Source organism: Paractinoplanes hotanensis, from assembly GCF_023717965.1.
GTDB classification, from domain to species: domain Bacteria; phylum Actinomycetota; class Actinomycetes; order Mycobacteriales; family Micromonosporaceae; genus Actinoplanes; species Actinoplanes polyasparticus.
In genome coordinates, this window is record NZ_JAMQOL010000030.1 from 18,679 (window position 1) to 35,438 (window position 16,760).

15 protein-coding genes are annotated in these 16,760 nt (G+C 70.3%); 4 read left to right on the forward strand and 11 right to left on the reverse strand.

Annotated features, from left to right (window positions below; genetic code table 11):
- Window positions 1-4: 4 nt before the first annotated feature.
- Window positions 5-715 (reverse strand): alpha/beta fold hydrolase, encoded by a 711-nt coding sequence (locus LXN57_RS21715; protein WP_251800003.1) that lies wholly within the window; start codon window positions 713-715, stop codon window positions 5-7.
- Window positions 716-777: 62 nt separating this feature from the next.
- On the opposite strand from LXN57_RS21715, the gene LXN57_RS21720 reads away from it, so the two are divergent.
- Together LXN57_RS21720 and LXN57_RS21725 are read left to right on the forward strand one after the other, a co-directional pair.
- Complete coding sequence (locus tag LXN57_RS21720) at window positions 778-1,734, forward strand: helix-turn-helix transcriptional regulator (protein ID WP_251800004.1); 957 nt, start codon at window positions 778-780, stop codon at window positions 1,732-1,734.
- 9 nt (window positions 1,735-1,743) lie between these two features.
- Window positions 1,744-2,502: a maleylpyruvate isomerase family mycothiol-dependent enzyme gene (locus LXN57_RS21725; RefSeq protein WP_251800005.1), complete on the forward strand. Its 759-nt coding sequence runs from the start codon at window positions 1,744-1,746 to the stop codon at window positions 2,500-2,502.
- A 32-nt stretch (window positions 2,503-2,534) separates the two neighbouring features.
- On the opposite strand, the gene LXN57_RS21730 is transcribed toward LXN57_RS21725, so the two are convergent.
- Complete coding sequence (locus LXN57_RS21730; protein WP_251800006.1) at window positions 2,535-3,284, reverse strand: SDR family NAD(P)-dependent oxidoreductase; 750 nt, start codon at window positions 3,282-3,284, stop codon at window positions 2,535-2,537.
- Between the two features lie 89 nt (window positions 3,285-3,373).
- Here LXN57_RS21730 and LXN57_RS21735 point away from each other — a divergent pair, with 89 nt between their 5' ends.
- Complete coding sequence (locus tag LXN57_RS21735) at window positions 3,374-3,973, forward strand: TetR/AcrR family transcriptional regulator (RefSeq protein ID WP_251800007.1); 600 nt, start codon at window positions 3,374-3,376, stop codon at window positions 3,971-3,973.
- Between the two features lie 106 nt (window positions 3,974-4,079).
- The gene (locus LXN57_RS21740) at window positions 4,080-9,170 is read left to right on the forward strand and encodes a P-loop domain-containing protein (RefSeq protein ID WP_251800008.1); all 5,091 of its coding nucleotides are present in this window, start codon (window positions 4,080-4,082) and stop codon (window positions 9,168-9,170) included.
- 81 nt (window positions 9,171-9,251) lie between these two features.
- Here the strand turns inward: LXN57_RS21740 and LXN57_RS21745 are convergent, their stop codons facing one another.
- The 9 genes from LXN57_RS21745 to LXN57_RS21785 all read right to left on the reverse strand — a co-directional run bounded on the left by LXN57_RS21745 (window position 9,252) and on the right by LXN57_RS21785 (window position 16,744).
- Complete coding sequence (locus LXN57_RS21745; RefSeq protein ID WP_251800009.1) at window positions 9,252-10,064, reverse strand: M15 family metallopeptidase; 813 nt, start codon at window positions 10,062-10,064, stop codon at window positions 9,252-9,254.
- Between the two features lie 60 nt (window positions 10,065-10,124).
- The gene (locus tag LXN57_RS21750) at window positions 10,125-11,144 is read right to left on the reverse strand and encodes an ABC transporter ATP-binding protein (protein WP_251800010.1); all 1,020 of its coding nucleotides are present in this window, start codon (window positions 11,142-11,144) and stop codon (window positions 10,125-10,127) included.
- Complete coding sequence (locus tag LXN57_RS21755) at window positions 11,141-11,992, reverse strand: ABC transporter permease (RefSeq protein WP_251800011.1); 852 nt, start codon at window positions 11,990-11,992, stop codon at window positions 11,141-11,143. Before LXN57_RS21755 ends, LXN57_RS21750 begins: the two co-directional genes overlap by 4 nt.
- Entirely contained in the window at window positions 11,980-12,879 is a 900-nt protein-coding gene (locus LXN57_RS21760; RefSeq protein ID WP_251800012.1) for an ABC transporter permease, read from the reverse strand. Before LXN57_RS21760 ends, LXN57_RS21755 begins: the two co-directional genes overlap by 13 nt.
- Window positions 12,872-13,990 (reverse strand): ABC transporter substrate-binding protein, encoded by a 1,119-nt coding sequence (locus tag LXN57_RS21765; protein ID WP_251800013.1) that lies wholly within the window; start codon window positions 13,988-13,990, stop codon window positions 12,872-12,874. The genes LXN57_RS21760 and LXN57_RS21765 overlap by 8 nt, the downstream gene beginning before the upstream one ends.
- 177 nt (window positions 13,991-14,167) lie before the next feature.
- Complete coding sequence (locus LXN57_RS21770) at window positions 14,168-15,316, reverse strand: RNA polymerase sigma factor (protein WP_251800014.1); 1,149 nt, start codon at window positions 15,314-15,316, stop codon at window positions 14,168-14,170.
- Complete coding sequence (locus LXN57_RS21775; RefSeq protein ID WP_251800015.1) at window positions 15,313-15,720, reverse strand: YciI family protein; 408 nt, start codon at window positions 15,718-15,720, stop codon at window positions 15,313-15,315. The genes LXN57_RS21770 and LXN57_RS21775 overlap by 4 nt, the downstream gene beginning before the upstream one ends.
- Window positions 15,721-15,732: 12 nt before the next feature.
- Window positions 15,733-16,230 (reverse strand): pyridoxamine 5'-phosphate oxidase family protein, encoded by a 498-nt coding sequence (locus LXN57_RS21780; protein ID WP_251800016.1) that lies wholly within the window; start codon window positions 16,228-16,230, stop codon window positions 15,733-15,735.
- Window positions 16,231-16,300: 70 nt separating this feature from the next.
- A complete protein-coding gene (locus LXN57_RS21785; protein WP_251800017.1) occupies window positions 16,301-16,744 on the reverse strand; it encodes a VOC family protein in 444 nt (147 codons plus the stop codon).
- Window positions 16,745-16,760 lie beyond the last annotated feature (16 nt).

Here is a 16,760-nt window from a genome sequence, read left to right on the forward strand (position 1 = left end):
CCGCTCATTCGCCGCCCACGGAGGCGAGGATGCCGGCCAGCTTCCCGGGCTCGCTCAGCATCGGCCAGTGGCCGGTCGCCAGCGGGATGATCTCGGCTTCCGCCAGGCCCGCGAAGAACGGGTGACCGGCGGCCATCATCTCGTGGATCTGGTCGAGCGGGAACGTGCACGCGATCAGCACCGCCGGCAGGTCGGCCGAGGTGGCCCGGGCGCCCAGCGGCTGCTTCACCGAGGCCAGCGGGTGGCCCGTGCTGCGCGTACGCAGGAGATCGAGCGCCGTGCCGTCGAGGCCGGCCAGCAGCACCGGATCGGCCGCCGCGTCCCACGGCCGGGGCGGCACGGCGTCGCCGGCCGGTTCCGTCCCGTCCGCCGAGACGTCCAGCTGGGACATGCCCTCGGGCAGCGGCCCGCTGTCGACGTAGACGACCGCCCGGATCCGGTCGCGCAGCCGCAGCGCGGCCGCGCTCACCGGCAGGCCGCCGTAGCTGTGGCCGACCAGCACGATGTCGCGCAGATCCTCGGCCTCGGCCAGCCGCACGATGTCGGTGATGTGCGTGTCGAGGCCGACGTCCGGGCCGAGCAGGTGCGACCGGTCGGCGACGCCGGTGAGGGTGAGCGGATGCACGTCGTGGCCGCCCGCGCGCAGCTCCGAGGTGACCTGCCGCCACGCCCAGGCGCCGATCCACATGCCAGGTACCAGGATGTATGTGCTCATGGGACGAGCCTAGGAGCGATACCGGACAGGTTCCGCCCGGTATTGCTGGAAAACTGGGCGGCATGGCTCATTCCGCGTCCCGGGTGCTCGCGATGCTCGAGATCCTGCAGGCCCACCGGCGGATGACCGTGGGCGACCTGGCGGCCCGCCTCGGTGTCGACGAGCGGACCGTACGGCGCTACGCGACCACCCTCACCGACCTGGGCATCCCGGTCACCGCCGAACGCGGCCGCTACGGCGGCTACCGCCTCTCCCCCGGCTTCCGTTTGCCGCCGCTGATGCTCACAGGCGACGAGGCGGTGGCCGTCGTGCTGGGCCTGATCGCCGCCCGGCAGATCGGTCTGACCGCCGAAACCCCCGCCGCCGAGGCGGCCGAAGCGAAGATCAACCGGGTGCTCCCGGCCGACCTGGCCGACCGGCTCGCCGCGCTGCGGTCGGCGCTGGGATTCACCCGGGCCGCCGCCGGTAGCGGCCAGGACAGCCCCGCTTCGCAGATCCTGCTCGTGCTGGGCGCGGCGACCCGGGCGGGCGAACGCCTGACGATCACCTACCGCGAGTCCGGCGACCGCGACCTCGACCCGTACGGCCTGGTCTTCCACTCCAGTCGCTGGTACGCCGTCGGCCTCGACCACCGCAGCGGCGAGATCCGCTCGTTCCGCGCCGACCGCATCGCCGCCGCCCGCCCCACCGGCCACCATTTCGACCCGCCGCCCGGCTTCGACGCGGTCGCCCACCTCAATCGGCAGTGGGCCCGGCGCGGCTACCGCTGGCAGGTGGAGGTGCTGCTCCAGGCCGACCTCGCGACCGTACGGCGCCGGATCCCTGCCAGTGTGGCCGAGCTGACGCCGGCCGACGGCGGCCTGCTGCTGACCTGCCAGGCCGAACACCTCGACGGCATGGCCCAGATGCTGGCCGGCCTGGGCCACCCGTTCACCGTCCGGGCCCCGGCCGAGCTGAGAACCGCGATCGAGCGGTACGCGGCCCGCCTCACCGAGTGGGCCCGGCAGGGAACGATCTAGGGTTTGGTCATGACAACTCTCGCGGCCCGCACCATCGCGGCCCTGCGCGCCGAGCACGACGGCCTCGTCGCGTTCTCGTCCGAGCAGCTCACGGCCCCGTCCGGCGCGTCCGACTGGACGGTCGCGCAGGTCTTCTCACACCTGGGCAGCGGCGCCGAGATCGCCCTGGCCGGCCTCCGATCACCGACGGGGCCGGACTTCAACCAGAGCGTCTGGGACCGCTGGAACGCCCTGACCCCCGACGCTCAGGCAGCCGGCTGGCTGAAGTCGGACGACACCCTCGTCTCGGCTCTCGAGGCCCTGACGCCGGAGCAGCGGGAGACGATGGAGATCAACCCCGGCTTCCTCCCTCAACCGGTCCCCCTGGCGTCGATCGCCGGCCTGCGGCTCAACGAGGTGGCCCACCACAGCTGGGACATCCGCGTCGCCACCGACCCCGCAGCCGGCCTCTCCCCCGAGTCGGCCACCCTGCTGGCCGAGCACCTGAGCGGCGGCCTGAGCTTCCTGCTCGGCTTCATCGCCAAGCCCGACCTGATCGCCGAGCCGGCCGTGGTCGACATCGCCGGAACCCCGTACCGCATCGTCATCGGCGACGACAGCCGCCTGACCACCGAACCATTGCCGGCCACTGCCACCTTCACCGGTTCCCTCGAGGCCGCGTTGCGCCTGCTGGCCGGTCGTCTCGGCCCGTCGTACACCCCCGCCGACGTCACGGTGACCGGCAATGTCACCCTCGACGACCTCCGGGCAGCGTTTCCCGGCTTCTGAGGCAGCACAGATCTGACCCGGCGGGCGCCGGGTCAGATCTGGTTCTCGCCCCCGTCGACGTAGAGGTTGGCGCCGAGCATGAAACTGCTGTCGGACGAGGCCAGGAAGGCCACCGCGGCGGCGATCTCGTCCACGTGCGCCATCCGCCCGATGGCGATCCGGGCGGCCTCGCTCGCCTTGAAGGGCGCCGAGTTCTGCTCACCCACGAGCTCGGTGATGCCGGAGGTGTCGGTCGGCCCGGGCGAGATGGCGTTGACCCGGATGTCGCGGCCCTTGAGCTCAGCGGCCCACGAGCGGGCGAAGGTACGCAGGGCGGCCTTGGACGCGGCGTAGGCCCCGAAACCAGGCGTGCCCCGGTCTGCGGCGGTGGAGGCGTTGATGATGACCGAGGCCCCCTTGTTCAGCACCGGAAGCGCCTTCTGGACCGTCAGCATGGTGCCCTTGACGTTGACGCCGAAGACCTGGTCGAGGTCCTCTTCGGTGATCGTCTCGATGGTGGCGAACGACGCCGTGGCCGCGTTGGCGAACAACACATCGAGCCCCTGCCCACGAGCGGCGACCGTCTCGTAGAGCCGCTCCAGGTCGCCCGGGTCGGTGATGTCGCCCGGCACCGCCGTCACACCCTGGCCGATGACCTCGACCGCCTCGTCCAGCTCGGCCCGGCGCCGCCCGGTGATGAACACGTGCGCCCCCTCGGCCACCAGCCGGGCGGCGGTGGCCCGCCCGATGCCTCGCGTGCCGCCGCCCGTGACGACGGCGGTCTTCCCTTCGAACCTGCGCATCTCAACCTCCCCAGATTCAGCACCGATCGGTGCTGAATGCGACCGTAGCACTTCGGCACCGACCGGTGCACAAGAGGTACGATGCGGAGGTGGAGAAGGCACAACTGGGCCGGCCGCGGGCCTTCGACGCCGACGAGGCGCTCGACAAGGCGATGGTGGTCTTCTGGCAGCAGGGCTACGAGGGGGCCAGCCTCACCGACCTCACCGAGGCCATGGGCATCTCCCGCAAGAGCCTGTACGCGGCCTACGGCAACAAGGAAGAGCTGTTCCGAAAGGTGCTGCGGCGCTACACCGACGGCCCGGCGTCCTATGTGGTCGACGCCCTGAAGGCCCCCACCGCCCGCGAGGCGGCAGCCATGTTTCTGACAGGCTCGGTCCACGCCAACACCACGCCCGGCTGGCCCACCGGCTGCCTGGGCGTGCAGGGCGCACTGGCCGTCGGCGAGACCGGCCAGGTCGCCCACGACGTCCTGGCCGAGTGGCGCGCCCTGGGCCAGATGCACCTGCGCGACCGCTTCCGCCGCGCCGTCCGCCAGGGCGACCTGCCCGTCGAGGCCGACCCGGAAATGATCGCCCGCTACGTCATGACGATCGCGAACGGCCTGGCCGTGCAGGCCTCGGGCGGCGCCTCCCGCGACGACCTCCAGCAAGTGGCCGACGCCGCCCTGCGCAACTGGCCACCCACGTAGCGGCGCCAGGCAATCGGGACGTTCCTCAGGAGGGTGATCGCCCCCAAGGCCCACAAGCGGATCGGACAGGCGCGACAGCTGCGCATCATGCGTCACAATGACGGGTGTGGAGGACCAAGCCGACCTGGATCTGCGCGGTGCCCGCGGGGTCATCATCGGCGACCACGGCACGATGCATCTTCATCTTCACCATGGGCGCCCGTCCTGGTGGACTCGTTCGGGGTACCTGGACCAGGTCCGTGACATCGCGCCCGGTCACGGCGTCCCAGGCGCTCTGCTCGACCGTGAACAGGTTCTCGCGGAGCTGGCGGCGTTCTGCGCGGGCGAAGACAGCTACCTGTGGTGGATGGCCGGACCGTGGGCGGGCAAATCGGCGCTGCTGTCCACTTTCGTCTTGCAGCCACCACCCAAGGTGGAGATCGTCTCCTTCTTCATCACCGCACGTCTTGCGGATCAGTCCGACAGCACGGCCTTCACCGACATGCTCATCGATCAGCTGTCGGCCATCATGGGCGAAAGCGTTCCGGGGTCGCTGACGCCGGCAGCCGCAAACACCTACCGGCGTGCGTTACTGAGCGCCGCCGCCAAGAAGGTCCGTGATGAGGGACGCCGACTCGTACTGGTCGTGGACGGTCTCGACGAGGACATTGGCGGGCGGCCGGGATCCAAGATCGCCAGCGTTGCCTCGCTGCTGCCGGCGGTGTCCGAGCACGGGCTCAAAGTCGTGGTGTCGAGCCGTCCGCATCCCGAACTTCCCCAGGACGTCCCGTCCGATCACCCGCTTCGGGTGAACTGCCGGATCCGTCAGCTGGATCCCTCGACCCATGCGGGCGAGGTGGCCGAACGCGCAAACGGAGAGCTGCTCGAACTGCTGAGCGGGGACAAGCTGCAACGGCAGACCCTCGGGCTCATCACCGCCAGCGGAGGCGGCCTTACCGTCCGGGAGCTGGAGCACCTCACCGGCAAGCCGCCATACGCCCTGGAGCAGATGCTCGGCGGTGTCTTCGGTCGCACCGTGGTGGGGCGTGCTGACGCAGATCAGGGCCGCTTGTATCTGTTCGCCCATGAGACCTTGCGGGAGACGGCGGTCCGTGGCCTCGGGAAGCACATCGAGACGTACCGACGGAAGATTCATGGCTGGGCCGACGGCTACCGGCCGAAGTGGCCGGCCGACACCCCGCAGTACCTGTTGCGGGGTTACGTGCGCATGCTCACCGATCAGCGCGACACCGACCGGCTCACCGCCCTGGCGGTGGACGCGGTACGCCACGACCGCATGCTTAGCCTGTCCGGTGGTGACGTGGCCGCGCTCGCGGAGATCCGCGCCTGCCAGAACCTGATCCTGGCTGACGACGACCTGACAGAGACCGGCCTGTTTCGACTGCTCCGCCTGTCCCACCATCGCGATCAGCTCGAGAGCCGAAACAGCAACACGCCGGCTGACCTGCCCGCGGTGTGGGCGGCAGTCGGCCAGCCGACCCGTGCGGAAGCCCTCGCCCGCAGCATCACCGACCCCGCCCGGCAGGAACAGGCCCTGGCCGGTCTCGCGGGTGCGATAGCGGTCGCGGGTGATATCCGGCGCGGAGCGCAGGTTGCTGCCGGCATCGACGACACATCCCTCCGCAAGGTGACGCTAGACAATCTTGCCCGCGTCGCGGGCGCGGCCGGCGATCTGGAATTGGCCACCGAGATCGCAGTCACCGTCGGCGATCAGAGGCTCCAGTTGCGTACGCTCACCGACTTGTCACGGGCTGCAGCCGCGGGCGGTGATCTGCGGCTCGGGCGGCAGATCGCCGAAAACATCGTCAGCACACCGGCGCGGGCCGCGGCCCTGGCGAAACTGGCGACCAACGCAGCCTCTATCGGCGACCCGGCACGCACGGCGGCTCTGGCCGACGCGGCGGCCGAGGCAGCCGCCACCCTCGCGGAGGCATCGAAAGCGGTGGAGGTTCTGGCCGAGATTGTGCGTGCGGTCGGCCGGATCGGCGACCGTAACAGAGCGACCGAGTTCACGGAGCAGGCGAAGGAATTCACGAGGACGGTCCGGAACGACTTCGAACGTGGAGCACTGCTGGCTGCTCTGGCGCTGGCGACGGCCGCCGCCGGGGACCGCTCACACGCGGGGCAGATCGCCGGCGACATCACCGACCAGAAGTTGCGCGCGCAGACGCTGGCCGATCTGAACGGAGCGGCTGATCAGACCGATGACAGCGGTCGCCGGCCGACGTCATCGGAGTGCGCGCGAATGCTCGCGGACGGGATTACCGATCAGCGGTTGAAGGCTGTGGCCCACGCCGGCCTCGGAAGGCACGGCGCATCCGCCGGGCTCACGGCCCGACCCTCCCCCGGCCTGACTGGCCCGCGACACACCTTGGACGAGGCGGTCGCAGCCGTTCTGCGCCCGGTCAGGACGCTGGCCGACGCCGCCGTGCGAGTCGCGGAATGCGTCGCCGATCCGGCTCGGCACCCCGACTTGGTGCGGCAAGGACAACGGTTGACGAAACTGGCGGACGATACCGATCGGCGGCACGCCATGAGCCTGTCGGACGGTGCCCGGCTCGCCGCGGACGGAGCCGGCGGCGCCTCCCGGCAGCCGCTCGAGAATCTGGTACGTGCCCTGCTGGGCAGCGACTTGCTTCACCAGGTGACTGAGCTCGCCGAGATCGCGGAGCACGTGGCCGGGGACATCGCCATGGCGCACAGCCAGGGAAAGCCGTTGTCCGAGCTGGAGCCCGAGATTCAAGCTCTGCGTGGTCAGGCGGACACAGTGCTGGCGACTGCCTCCGTGTGGCGGCGGACGGATGTCGTGATCGTCGCCGGGTTGACGGCGGCCGCCATCGCCGATCCGTTCCGGCGAGTGCGGACGCTGACCGATACGGCCCACGCGCTGGCTGTTGACGGTGACCTGACATCGGCACGGCGACTGGCCGAGTTCGCTGACATGGGCGTCGGCGTCATCACCGAGTTGACTCAGCGAACCCGAGCTCTGAGCGAGCTGGCGAGAGTCTTCGCCGATGTCGGCGACCTGCCACGGAGCGTCGAATTCGCTGAACGCATCCCCGACTGGCAGAGCCGGGAAAACGCCTTGGCCGGCCTCGCCTCCCGCGGCGCGTCAGCGGACGACGTCGAGACTGCCGTCCGGGCCGCTCGTGCCATGAAAGACTCGTCCCGTCAGACACAGACCCTTGCCGCCGTGGCCCGGGAAGCCGGCACCACAGGTCACCACGAGCGGGCTTTCCGGATCGCCAAGGGTATCGCCGACCCGTCCCAGCAAGCGCACGTCCTGACCGACTTGGCCCGGACCGCCGCGGCTGCCGGTGACATGGAACGGGCCGTACAGCTGGCCGACGCGGCCGAGCGCACGGCGCGCAGCATCGTCGACCAGTCGCGGGCGGCCGAGGCACTGACCGAGCTGGCCCGGGTGACGGCCTCCGCCGGCGATGCACAACAGGCCATGGAACTCGTAGAGGCCGCCGAGCAGACCGCCCGGGGCATCGTCGACTCGGCCCGGCAGGCCACCGCACTGGCCGAGGCAGCCCGGGCCATGGCCCAGGTGACCGACATCCAGCGAGCGGTACGAGCTGCCCGCACGATCACACAGCACTCCGAGCAGGCGTCGGCGCTCACCGAACTGGCGCGTTCGGCGGCTGCGGCGGGCGATCGCGAGTTCGCCGAGCGTATTGTCCTCGAGATCACTGATCCGTTCCGTAGGGCAGAGGCGCTCGCCACCCTTGCCGGCTCAGCGGCGGCTGAAGGGGACATGCAGGCCGCCATCCATGCCGCTGATCTGATCGTCGACCCGACGCGCCGCGCGGCCACGTTGACCGATCTCGTGGGCATCGGCGCCGCGGCCGGTGACGCCCGCCAGTCGGCGGCGCTCGCCGATGCGACTGCCGTGTTCGCGAACACGGTGCCCGATCCCTATCAGCGAGCACAGATACTGTCCGGCCTCGCCGGTGCAGTCGCCGGCGGAGGTGAGCTCACCAGAGCCGTGGCCATCGCCGAATCCATCCCCAGCCCATCCCGGCAGGTTCAGACTCTCGTCGACCTGGCTCACTTCGAGGCGGCCGCCGGCGAACCGGAACGAGCGTTGCCGATCGCCCTGGCGATCCCCGACCCCCGCCTGCAGTCGCAGACGCTGATCGATCTGATCCGGCTCGTGGCCGCGTCCGGTTCGCTCGACCGTGCGCGTCAGATCGCCCACGAGATCAATGATGACGCCCTGCGCGCCCAGACGTTCGCCGAACTGGCAGCCGCGTGCCGGCGGTCGACGACCGTGACCGACCCCGCCGAACAGATGGCCCACCAAATCAGTAACCGGCAGCTTCAGAAGCGAGCGATGGCCAACCTGGCGGGCCGGGCTGCCACGGCGGGCGACATGGCACGAGCCTTCCGTATCGCATGGCGGATCACTGACTCGAGGTCTCGGGGCCTGGCGCTGGCCAAACTGGCACGCGCTCTGGCCGACAGGGGTGACATGGAGGAGGCCGTCAAGGTCGCAGCGCTAATCGAGGACAAGTTTCGTCAGAGCGTCGAGGTGGCCGGACTCGCGCGCCGCGCGACCGAGTCGGGCCATCTCCCGCGGGCCGCGGAGATCGCTGCCAAGATCCAAGACCCGGCAGTGCAGGCGCAAGAGCTGATGATGCTGGCGTCCCGGTTGGCGGACGCGGACGACATACCGAAGGCGGTCCTCGTCGCGCTCGACATCACGGCCGCCGACCAGCGTGCCCGCATGCTCGCCAACTTGGCGGCCCGGGCCGCCGCCACCGGTCAGGTCGACGAGGCGCTCCACATCGCGCGCCGCATCATCGCCCCGTCCCTGCGCGCGCCCGCGTTGATTGAGCTGTCGGCTACCCGACCGGAGTTCGCTGAGGCGGCCGAGAACGCCACAGCGCAAATCACGATTCCCAGTCAGAAGGCGCTGTGTCTCGCGCGTCTGGCAGGCCAAGCCGCGGCGCGTAGACCCGAGAAGGCGAAGGCCCTCGCCGACGCCGCCAGACAGGTAGCCAAGGGAATCACCGACGTGCCGGTGCAGGCGCAGACCCTGGTCGAGATGGCCCAGGTGCCGGCCATGCCCGGCTCCCTGCGCCTGATCGGCGAGGCCCTGGTCATGACCTCTTGGCGGATCTCGCTTCCGTCGCTGGCGAACGCCTACCCGCATGTGCTGCGGAAATTCACCACCACCGATTTGCAGTAGGCTCTGGTCTCGTTTCATAGGGGTGCCGGTAGAGCGGATCAACGGGGCGCACGGCCTGAAGCAGTCAGAGTGCGCAGGTTGTCAGCGGTTGGTGAGACTGAAATGCATGTAGTCCTTCAGGCTGGTCCAGCGGCCACCCCAGTGGAAGCCGTTCCAGAGGAAGGCCCGGGCTGCCCCCTCCCGGTGGATCATGCCGATCAGGTACTGGCTGCGGTTCAGGTAGAGGGCGCTGTTCGCCGGGGAGAGGGAACTGCCGCGCAGCATGGGGTTCTGGAACGGGTTGATGTCGATGGCCGTGCCGGAGGCGTGTTCGGACCAGACTCGGGTGCCGCCTACGTTTCGGCAGTTGTAGCCGGCGGTGACCACGGCCATGTTGCGTTGCTGGGGCATGTTGACGCGCATGGGGGCCATGGCCATGATGCGGAAGCGCCAGTTGTAGAGGATCCGGAAGATCTGCTGGGCGCGGCGGGCCACGTCGTAGCGGACGACCACGCTGCCCACGTGGTAGTCGCCATGGAAGTCTATGTAGGACACCCACAGTTTGCGCAGGTTGCCGGGGATGACGGGGCAGCTTGATCCGGGCTTCCAGTTGACCTCGCCGGGGGTGACCGGCACGATTTTCGACTGGAACGGGGGCAGGAGGACCGGCGGCGGGCCGAGGCGCAGGACAGCGTCGGGCTGGATGGCGTTGTTCAGGGGGATCTGGTTCCAGGCGGCCAGGTTTCGGGCGCTCACTCCGTAGCGGGCGCCGATCCAGCTCAGCGTGTCGCCGGGGCGGACCACGTGCCACGCCGCCGCCCGTGCTGCCGGCTGGGCGGCCGCTGCCTGGGTGGGTGCCAGGAACAGCGCGAGCAGCAGGGCGGTCAGGGCGGCGGCAGGGAGTCTCTTGGGCACGGGTACAGACCGTACGAAGGGACTCGGGCGTGTCGCAGGGAAACGTGAAACTTACCCAAGTTAGGCGAGCGCCACCGGCACGGGTTGCAGGGTGACGCGTACGGGCGTGCCGGGCGCCAGCGAGCCGAGCCGGTCGGTCGCCACCTGGGCCACGACCAGCACCTCCCCTACTGTGACGGTCACCTTGCTGATCGGGCCCAGGAAGCTGGTCGTCAGCACCCGGCCGTTGCCGCCGGTCTCCGGTGTGACGTGCACGGACTCCGGTCGTACGAGGGCCGTGACCGCAGCCGACGACGCGGGCGCGAGCAGCGGCAGAAGCGTGCCCAGCACCTCGACCTCCTGGCCCACCACGCGGCCGGGCAACCGGTTGCTCAGGCCCACGAACTCGGCCACGAACGGCGTCGCGGGAGTCAGGTAGATGTCGGCCGGGGCGGCCAGCTGCTCCAGCCTGCCGGAGCGCATGACGCCCACCCGGTCGGCGACGGCGAGCGCCTCCTCCTGGTCGTGCGTGACGAACAGCGTCGTCGTGCCGACCTCGGTCTGGATGCGGCGGATCTCGTCGCGCAGCTGCACGCGCACCTTCGCGTCCAGCGCCGACAGCGGCTCGTCGAGCAGCAGCACGCTCGGCTCGATGGCCAGCGCCCGGGCCAGCGCCACCCGCTGCTGCTGGCCACCCGACAGCTGGTGCGGGTAGCGGTCGGCGAACTGCGCGATCCCGACCAGTTCGAGCATCTCCTTCGCCCGTGCGGACGACTTCGAACGGCCGCGCAGCGACAACCCGAACGACACGTTGGCCGCTGCGGTCAGGTGCGGGAACAAGCTGTACGCCTGGAAGACCATGCCCATGTCGCGCCGGTTGGCCGGCAGGCTGGTGACGTCCTTGCCGCCCACCAGCACCTGCCCGCTGTCGGCGTCCTCGAGACCGGCCAGCACACGCAGCGCCGTCGTCTTGCCGCAGCCGGACGGGCCGAGCAGCGCTACGAACTCGCCCGGCTCGATGGACAGGTCGAGGTTGTCGAGGGCGTGCACGGTGCCGAACGTCCGGCGCAGCGAGTTGAGATGCACGGCGACGCCGGTCATGCGGCAGGCTCCTTGGAAGCGACAGAGGCGGGGGCGGCCGGGGCGGCCGGGGCGACAGCAACGGAAGAACGGCGCCGCCCACCCAGCAGGGACAACAGAAGCAGCAGGACGAAGGCGAGCAGCAGCGCGGTGAGCGAGACCGCGACCGACATGGTCGCGCTGCTCTTGCCCAGGAAGTTGATCGCGACCTGCAGGTTCGTGCGGTTGAGCAGCGACGCGATGGTGAACTCGCCGAGCACCAGCGCCACCGTCAGGAACGCGGCCGAGAGCACCGCCGAGCGGATGTTGGGCAGCACGACCCGCCACATCACCGTGCCCCAGCCCGCGCCCAGCGACCGGGCCGCCTCGGCCAGCGTCTTCACGTCGATCGCCGACAGCCCGGCGTCGATCGCGCGATAGGCATAGGGCAGGACCAGGATGGTGTACGCGAAGACCAGCGTCAGTGACGAGCCGCCGAAGAAATACGTGACCCAGGCGTAGACCGGCGCCAGCCCCACGACCAGCACGATGGCCGGGATCGTCAGCGGCAGCAGGCACAGGAACTCGACGACGCGGCGCAGCCGGGGCAGCCGCAGACGGACCCAGACGGCCGTCGGAACCAGCAGCACCAGCATCAGCAGGGCCGTGAGCGCCGCCTGCGACAGCGACGACGTGATGCCCTCGGCCAGCGCCGGATACCGCTCGCTCAGCTCCGGCCAGTTGACCAGCGCGGGCCAGGTCGACGGGTCGCGCGTCGAGAACTCGACCATCGCGATGAGCGGCAGCACGAAGAAAACGCCGAGAACGATCAGAACCGTCCACCGGAACGCGCGCTGCCTGCGCGCGCGACGGGCGATCACCCCAGCCATTTGGACGTCCGTTTCTGCAGCAGCGTGTACAAGGCCATCACGACCGACACGACGACGACCATGCCCAGCGCCATCGCCTTGCCGACGTTCTGCTGGCCGAGCAGCACCTCACTGGTCAGGGCGCCGCGGATCTGCAGCGGCACGAGCGGGGAGCCCTGGCTGACCAGGGCGGCCGCGGTGGCGTACGCGGAAAAGCTGTTGGCGAACAGAAGCAGCGCCGAGCCGAGGAAAGCGGGGGCGAGCAGCGGGCCCGCGACCCGGGTCCAGTACTGCCAGGTCGTGCCGCCCAGACTCTCGGTCGCCTCGCGCCACTGGGGACGGATGCCGTCGAGCGCGGGCAGGAACACGATCACCATGAGCGGGATCTGGAAGTACGTGTAGACGAGGGTGAGCCCCGGCAGTTCGAAGAGCCACACGCCGTTCTCGTACAGGTTGACGTTGAACGTGTCCTGCAGCCAGACGGTGATGAAGCCGGACAGGCCGATGGTGGCCAGGAACGCGAACGCCAGGGTGACGCCGCCGAACTGGGCGAGGACGCCGGCCGCCGCGGTCACCACCCGGCGCAGCACGCCGTCGGGCTTCGCGGTCACCAGGGCGTACGCCAGAAGGGCGCCCAGCACCGCGCCGACCAGCGCGCTGAGGGCCGAGAGCGCGATGCTGCGGCCGAAGGCGTCCAGGATGTACGAGTTGCCGAGCGCCTTGACGCTGTCGAGGCTCGCGCCGCCCTCGTTGCCCGCGAACGCGCCGATCACCACCACCAGCGTCGGGATGACCAGGAAGATCGTCACGTAGGCGAAGAACGGCACCGTGCCGAGCAGGGCGGCGACGCCCCGCAGGCGTGGCCGCCGGGCCACGCGCTGCGGGACGGCCGCGACGGTCTCAGCCAATGGCCTTGGCCCAGTCCGAAGCCAGGATTTCCTTGGCCTTGGTGTTCTGGGCCTCGGTCGGGATCACGGGGCTGCCTTCGATCTCGGGCAGAGCCGCGAACGCCGTCTTGTCGATCGTGCCGGCCTTCGCCATGGCGTCGGCCCGCACGGGACGGGCGCCGCCCTTGAGCCACAGGTTCTGACCCTCGTCGGAGTAGAGGAACTCCTGCCACAGCCGCGCGGCGGCCGGGTGCGGGGCGTCCTTGTTGATGGCCTGCGCGTAGTACGAGCCGAGCACCGCGCCGGTGGGGACGAAGGTCTTCCAGGTCTTGAGCTTGGTGGCCCCGGCCGCGTTCAGGTAGTCCCAGTCGAAGACGACCGGGGTCTGACCGGACTGGATGGTGGCGGAGTCGGGGTCGACCGGCAGCAGGTTGCCGGCCTTCTTGAGCCGGCCGAAGAAGTCGACGCCGGGCTTGATGTCCTCGACGGTGCCGCCGTTGCCGAGCGAGGCGGCCTGCACGGCGCCGAACGCGGAACCGGCCTGGGTCGGGTCGCCGTTGAGCGCGACCTTGCCCTTGTACTCCGGCTTGAGCAGGTCGGCCAGGCTGGTCGGAGCCGGCACCTTGGCGCTGTCGTAGCCGACCGACATGTAGCCGCCGTAGTCGTTCGTCCAGGCGCCGTTGGCTTCCTTCAGGTTGTCCGGGATCTCGCTGTGCTTCTCCACCTTGTACGGCGCGAACATGGCCACGTTGGCCGTGGCGACCGCGGCGCCCAGGTCGAAGACGTCGGGGGCGCCGTCCTGACCCTTGAGCTGGTTGGCCGCGTTGATCTCGTCCTGGCTGGAGCCGTCCGGCTGGGCCGAGTTGACCTTGATGCCGTACTTGTCGCCGAAGGTCTTGATGATCTCGCCGTAGTTGGCCCAGTTCGGCGGCAGGGCGATGACGTTGAGCTGGCCCTCGGCCTTGGCCGCCTCGACCAGCTTGTCGAGGCCGCCCAGGTCGGCCGCGCTGGTGGCGGCGGCCGCGCTCGAGCGCGAGGACTCGGACTCCTTCTCGGGCGGCGAGCAGGCCGTGATCGCGGCTATAGTGGTGGCCGCCACAGTGACGGCGATCGTGCGGATGAATGGACGCACCGTTGTTCCTCCCTCTGCGCGCACCGGGCCGATACGCGCTGGGTGATCATGAAAGTGCTCCCTGGACAGCAGGCGTCGGCAAGGCGTCCACCCGGCAACAACTTTTCGCTGATCAGGCGGACTTCCGGCGCCGCGTCCAGCCGTTGCCGTGATCGTAAACCCCACGGTGATCAATGCCTAGAGCTCGCCCATCAGGACTCGCACCCGCGCCGCCTCGCGGGTGAGATGGTCGCGCTCGGGCACACTGCCGGCCCGGCGGGCGGCCTCGGCGTACAGCTCGGCCGCCCGGCCCAGGTCGCCGGCGCGTTCCAGCAGGTACGCGTGGACAGCGAGGTAGCGGGGCAGATCCGGGTCCAGTTTGCTCAGCTCGGCCAGGCCGGCCCGCGGCCCGTCGGCCTCGCCGACCGCGACGGCCCGGTTCAGCCGCACCACCGGGCTGTCGGCGAGCCCGAGCAGCTCGTCGTACCACTCCACGATCTGCACCCAGTCGGTCTCGCCGGTGCTCGGGGCATCGGCGTGCAACGCGGCGATCGCCGCCTGCGCCTGATACTCGCCCAGCCGGTCGCGGGCCAGCGCGGCCTGCAGGATGGCGACCCCCTCGGCGATCAGCCCGGTGTCCCAGCGGGAGCGGTCCTGTTCGGCGAGCGGCACGAGCCGGCCACCCGGACCGGTGCGCGACGCCCGGCGCGCGTGGTGCAGCAGCATGAGGGCGAGCAGCCCCGCCACCTCGGGATCGCCGGTCGCGGCGGCCAGCTGGCGGGTCAGGCGCACCGCCTCGGCGGCCAGGTCGACGTCACCGCTGTAGCCCTCGTTGAAAACCAGGTAGAGCACCCGCAGCACCGTGCCGAGATCGCCCGGCCGGTCGAGCGGAAGCCCGGCGAGCCGGCGCTTGGCCCGGCTGATCCGTTGCGCCATGGTCGCCTCGGGAACCAGGTGGGCGGCCGCGATCTGACGGGTCGTCAGGCCGCCGACGGCGCGCAACGTCAGGGCCACGGCCGATCCGGGCGGCAACGACGGATGCGCGCAGAGGAAGTAGAGCCACAGCGAGTCGTCGGTGGCCGGCGCCGGACCGGGCGGCGGCTCGACGTCCACGGCCAGTTCGCGCCCCCGGCGGGACGATTCGGCTCGCGCCGCGTCCAGGAACTTGTGCCAGGCCACCGCGACGAGCCAGCCCTTCGGATCGCGCGGCGGATCGTCCGGCCAGGCGCCCAGGGCCCGGATCAGAGCCTCCTGCACGGCGTCCTCGGCCGCGGCGAAATCCGCCCCGCGCCGGACGAGGACGCCGATCACCGCCGGCACGAGCTCCCGGACGAGCGACTCGTTCACTCGGTCGCCGGATGACCCGCGGTCAGGAACGGCCGCAGCTCGAGCCACTCCCGGATCGGCTTCCCGCCCGCGCCGGGCGCCTCGGACAGCTCGGCGGCCAGTTCCAGGGCCCGGTCGTACGACTCCACGTCGATGATCATCCAGCCCGCGATCAGGTCCTTGGTCTCGGCGAACGGGCCGTCGGTCACCGGTGGCCGCCCCTCGCCGCCGGACCGGACGAAGGTGCCCTGCGTCGAGAGGGCCTGACTGTCGACGTACTCGCCGGTGGCCTCGATCCGCTTCGCGAAATCCTCCATGTACTGGACGTGAGCCGTCAGCTCCTCGGGCGTCCACCGATCCATCGGCACGTCGTTCTCCGGAGCCGGGGCGCCACGGTAGTGCTTGAGCAGCACGTACTTCGCCATGGTGGTCTCCTCTCAGGCATTCTGGCGCTCGGCCCGCTGCCGCACCAGTTCCTCGACCGCGCTGGGCAGGGTGGTCTCGAAGTCGATCAGCTTGACCCAGGCCGGCGTGATCACGATGCGGACCATGCCCGCGTACAGCGAGCGCACCTCGGCCTCCCACTCGACCCGCTGCTCGGCGCTCATCTGGTAGCTGCCGTTCATCCGCAGGTACTCCTCGGGAATGCCGTCCACATCGTCCAGCTCGGCGCGCCCGCGCAGCAGCAGGATCTTCGGCGGGTGCACCTCGGTGTCGATGGTCAGCGCCACCTGCGGGTTGTGCCGCAGCGCGGCCAGCTTGGGCGCGTTCCTGGTGGTGCAGAGCACGATCCGCGACCCGTTCCAGGTGAACGCGATCGGGACGGTGCGCGGGGTGCCGTCCGTGGCCACGTAGGCCAGGCGGGTCAGATCACGGGCCAGCAGCTCCTGGCTGTACGGGCGGTTCAGAATCTCGGTGATCTCGTGCTGTTCCACGGTCGTCGGCTCCTGTGGTCGCTGGTGTGGTGCCCCGGGGACGGAGCCGATCCCCCGCTTTCGACACGGTTCAGGAAATTTCTTCGGCGAGACCCACGATGATGCCCTCCGGCCCGCGCAGGTAGCAGAGCCGGTACGTGTTCTCGAAGTCCACCAGTTCGCCGACCAGCTCGGCGCCGTGCTTGTCCCGCAGGCGGGCGATCACGTCCTCGACGTCGTCGACCGCGAACATGATGCGACGCAGGCCCAGCGTGTTGGCCGGCGCGGCCCTCGGCTCCGGACTGACCGGCTCCGGCCGGTGGAACCGCGCCAGCTCGACGCGGCCGGGGGCGCCCGGGATCCGCAGCATCGCGATGTCCTGCTTGACGCCGGAGACGGCGATGACCCGCTCCACCCACAGCCCCTCGGCCGGCCCTCGCCCCTCCAGCTCCATGCCGAGCTCGACGAAGAACGCGATGACGGCGTCCAGGTCCTCGACCACGATGAGGACGTTGTCCATCCGCTTGATCGCCATGTCAGTCTCCTTGAGT

Excerpts from the sequence above, each read along its gene's own strand:
- LXN57_RS21715 (WP_251800003.1), bottom strand. The coding sequence starts at position 715 with ATGAGCACATACATCCTGGTACCTGGCATGTGGATCGGCGCCTGGGCG.
- LXN57_RS21775 (WP_251800015.1), bottom strand. The coding sequence starts at position 15,720 with ATGGCGAAGTACGTGCTGCTCAAGCACTACCGTGGCGCCCCGGCTCCG.
- LXN57_RS21750 (WP_251800010.1), bottom strand. The coding sequence starts at position 11,144 with ATGACCGGCGTCGCCGTGCATCTCAACTCGCTGCGCCGGACGTTCGGC.
- LXN57_RS21755 (WP_251800011.1), bottom strand. The coding sequence starts at position 11,992 with ATGGCTGGGGTGATCGCCCGTCGCGCGCGCAGGCAGCGCGCGTTCCGG.
- LXN57_RS21725 (WP_251800005.1), top strand. The coding sequence starts at position 1,744 with ATGACAACTCTCGCGGCCCGCACCATCGCGGCCCTGCGCGCCGAGCAC.
- LXN57_RS21730 (WP_251800006.1), bottom strand. The coding sequence starts at position 3,284 with ATGCGCAGGTTCGAAGGGAAGACCGCCGTCGTCACGGGCGGCGGCACG.
- LXN57_RS21720 (WP_251800004.1), top strand. The coding sequence starts at position 778 with ATGGCTCATTCCGCGTCCCGGGTGCTCGCGATGCTCGAGATCCTGCAG.
- LXN57_RS21785 (WP_251800017.1), bottom strand. The coding sequence starts at position 16,744 with ATGGCGATCAAGCGGATGGACAACGTCCTCATCGTGGTCGAGGACCTG.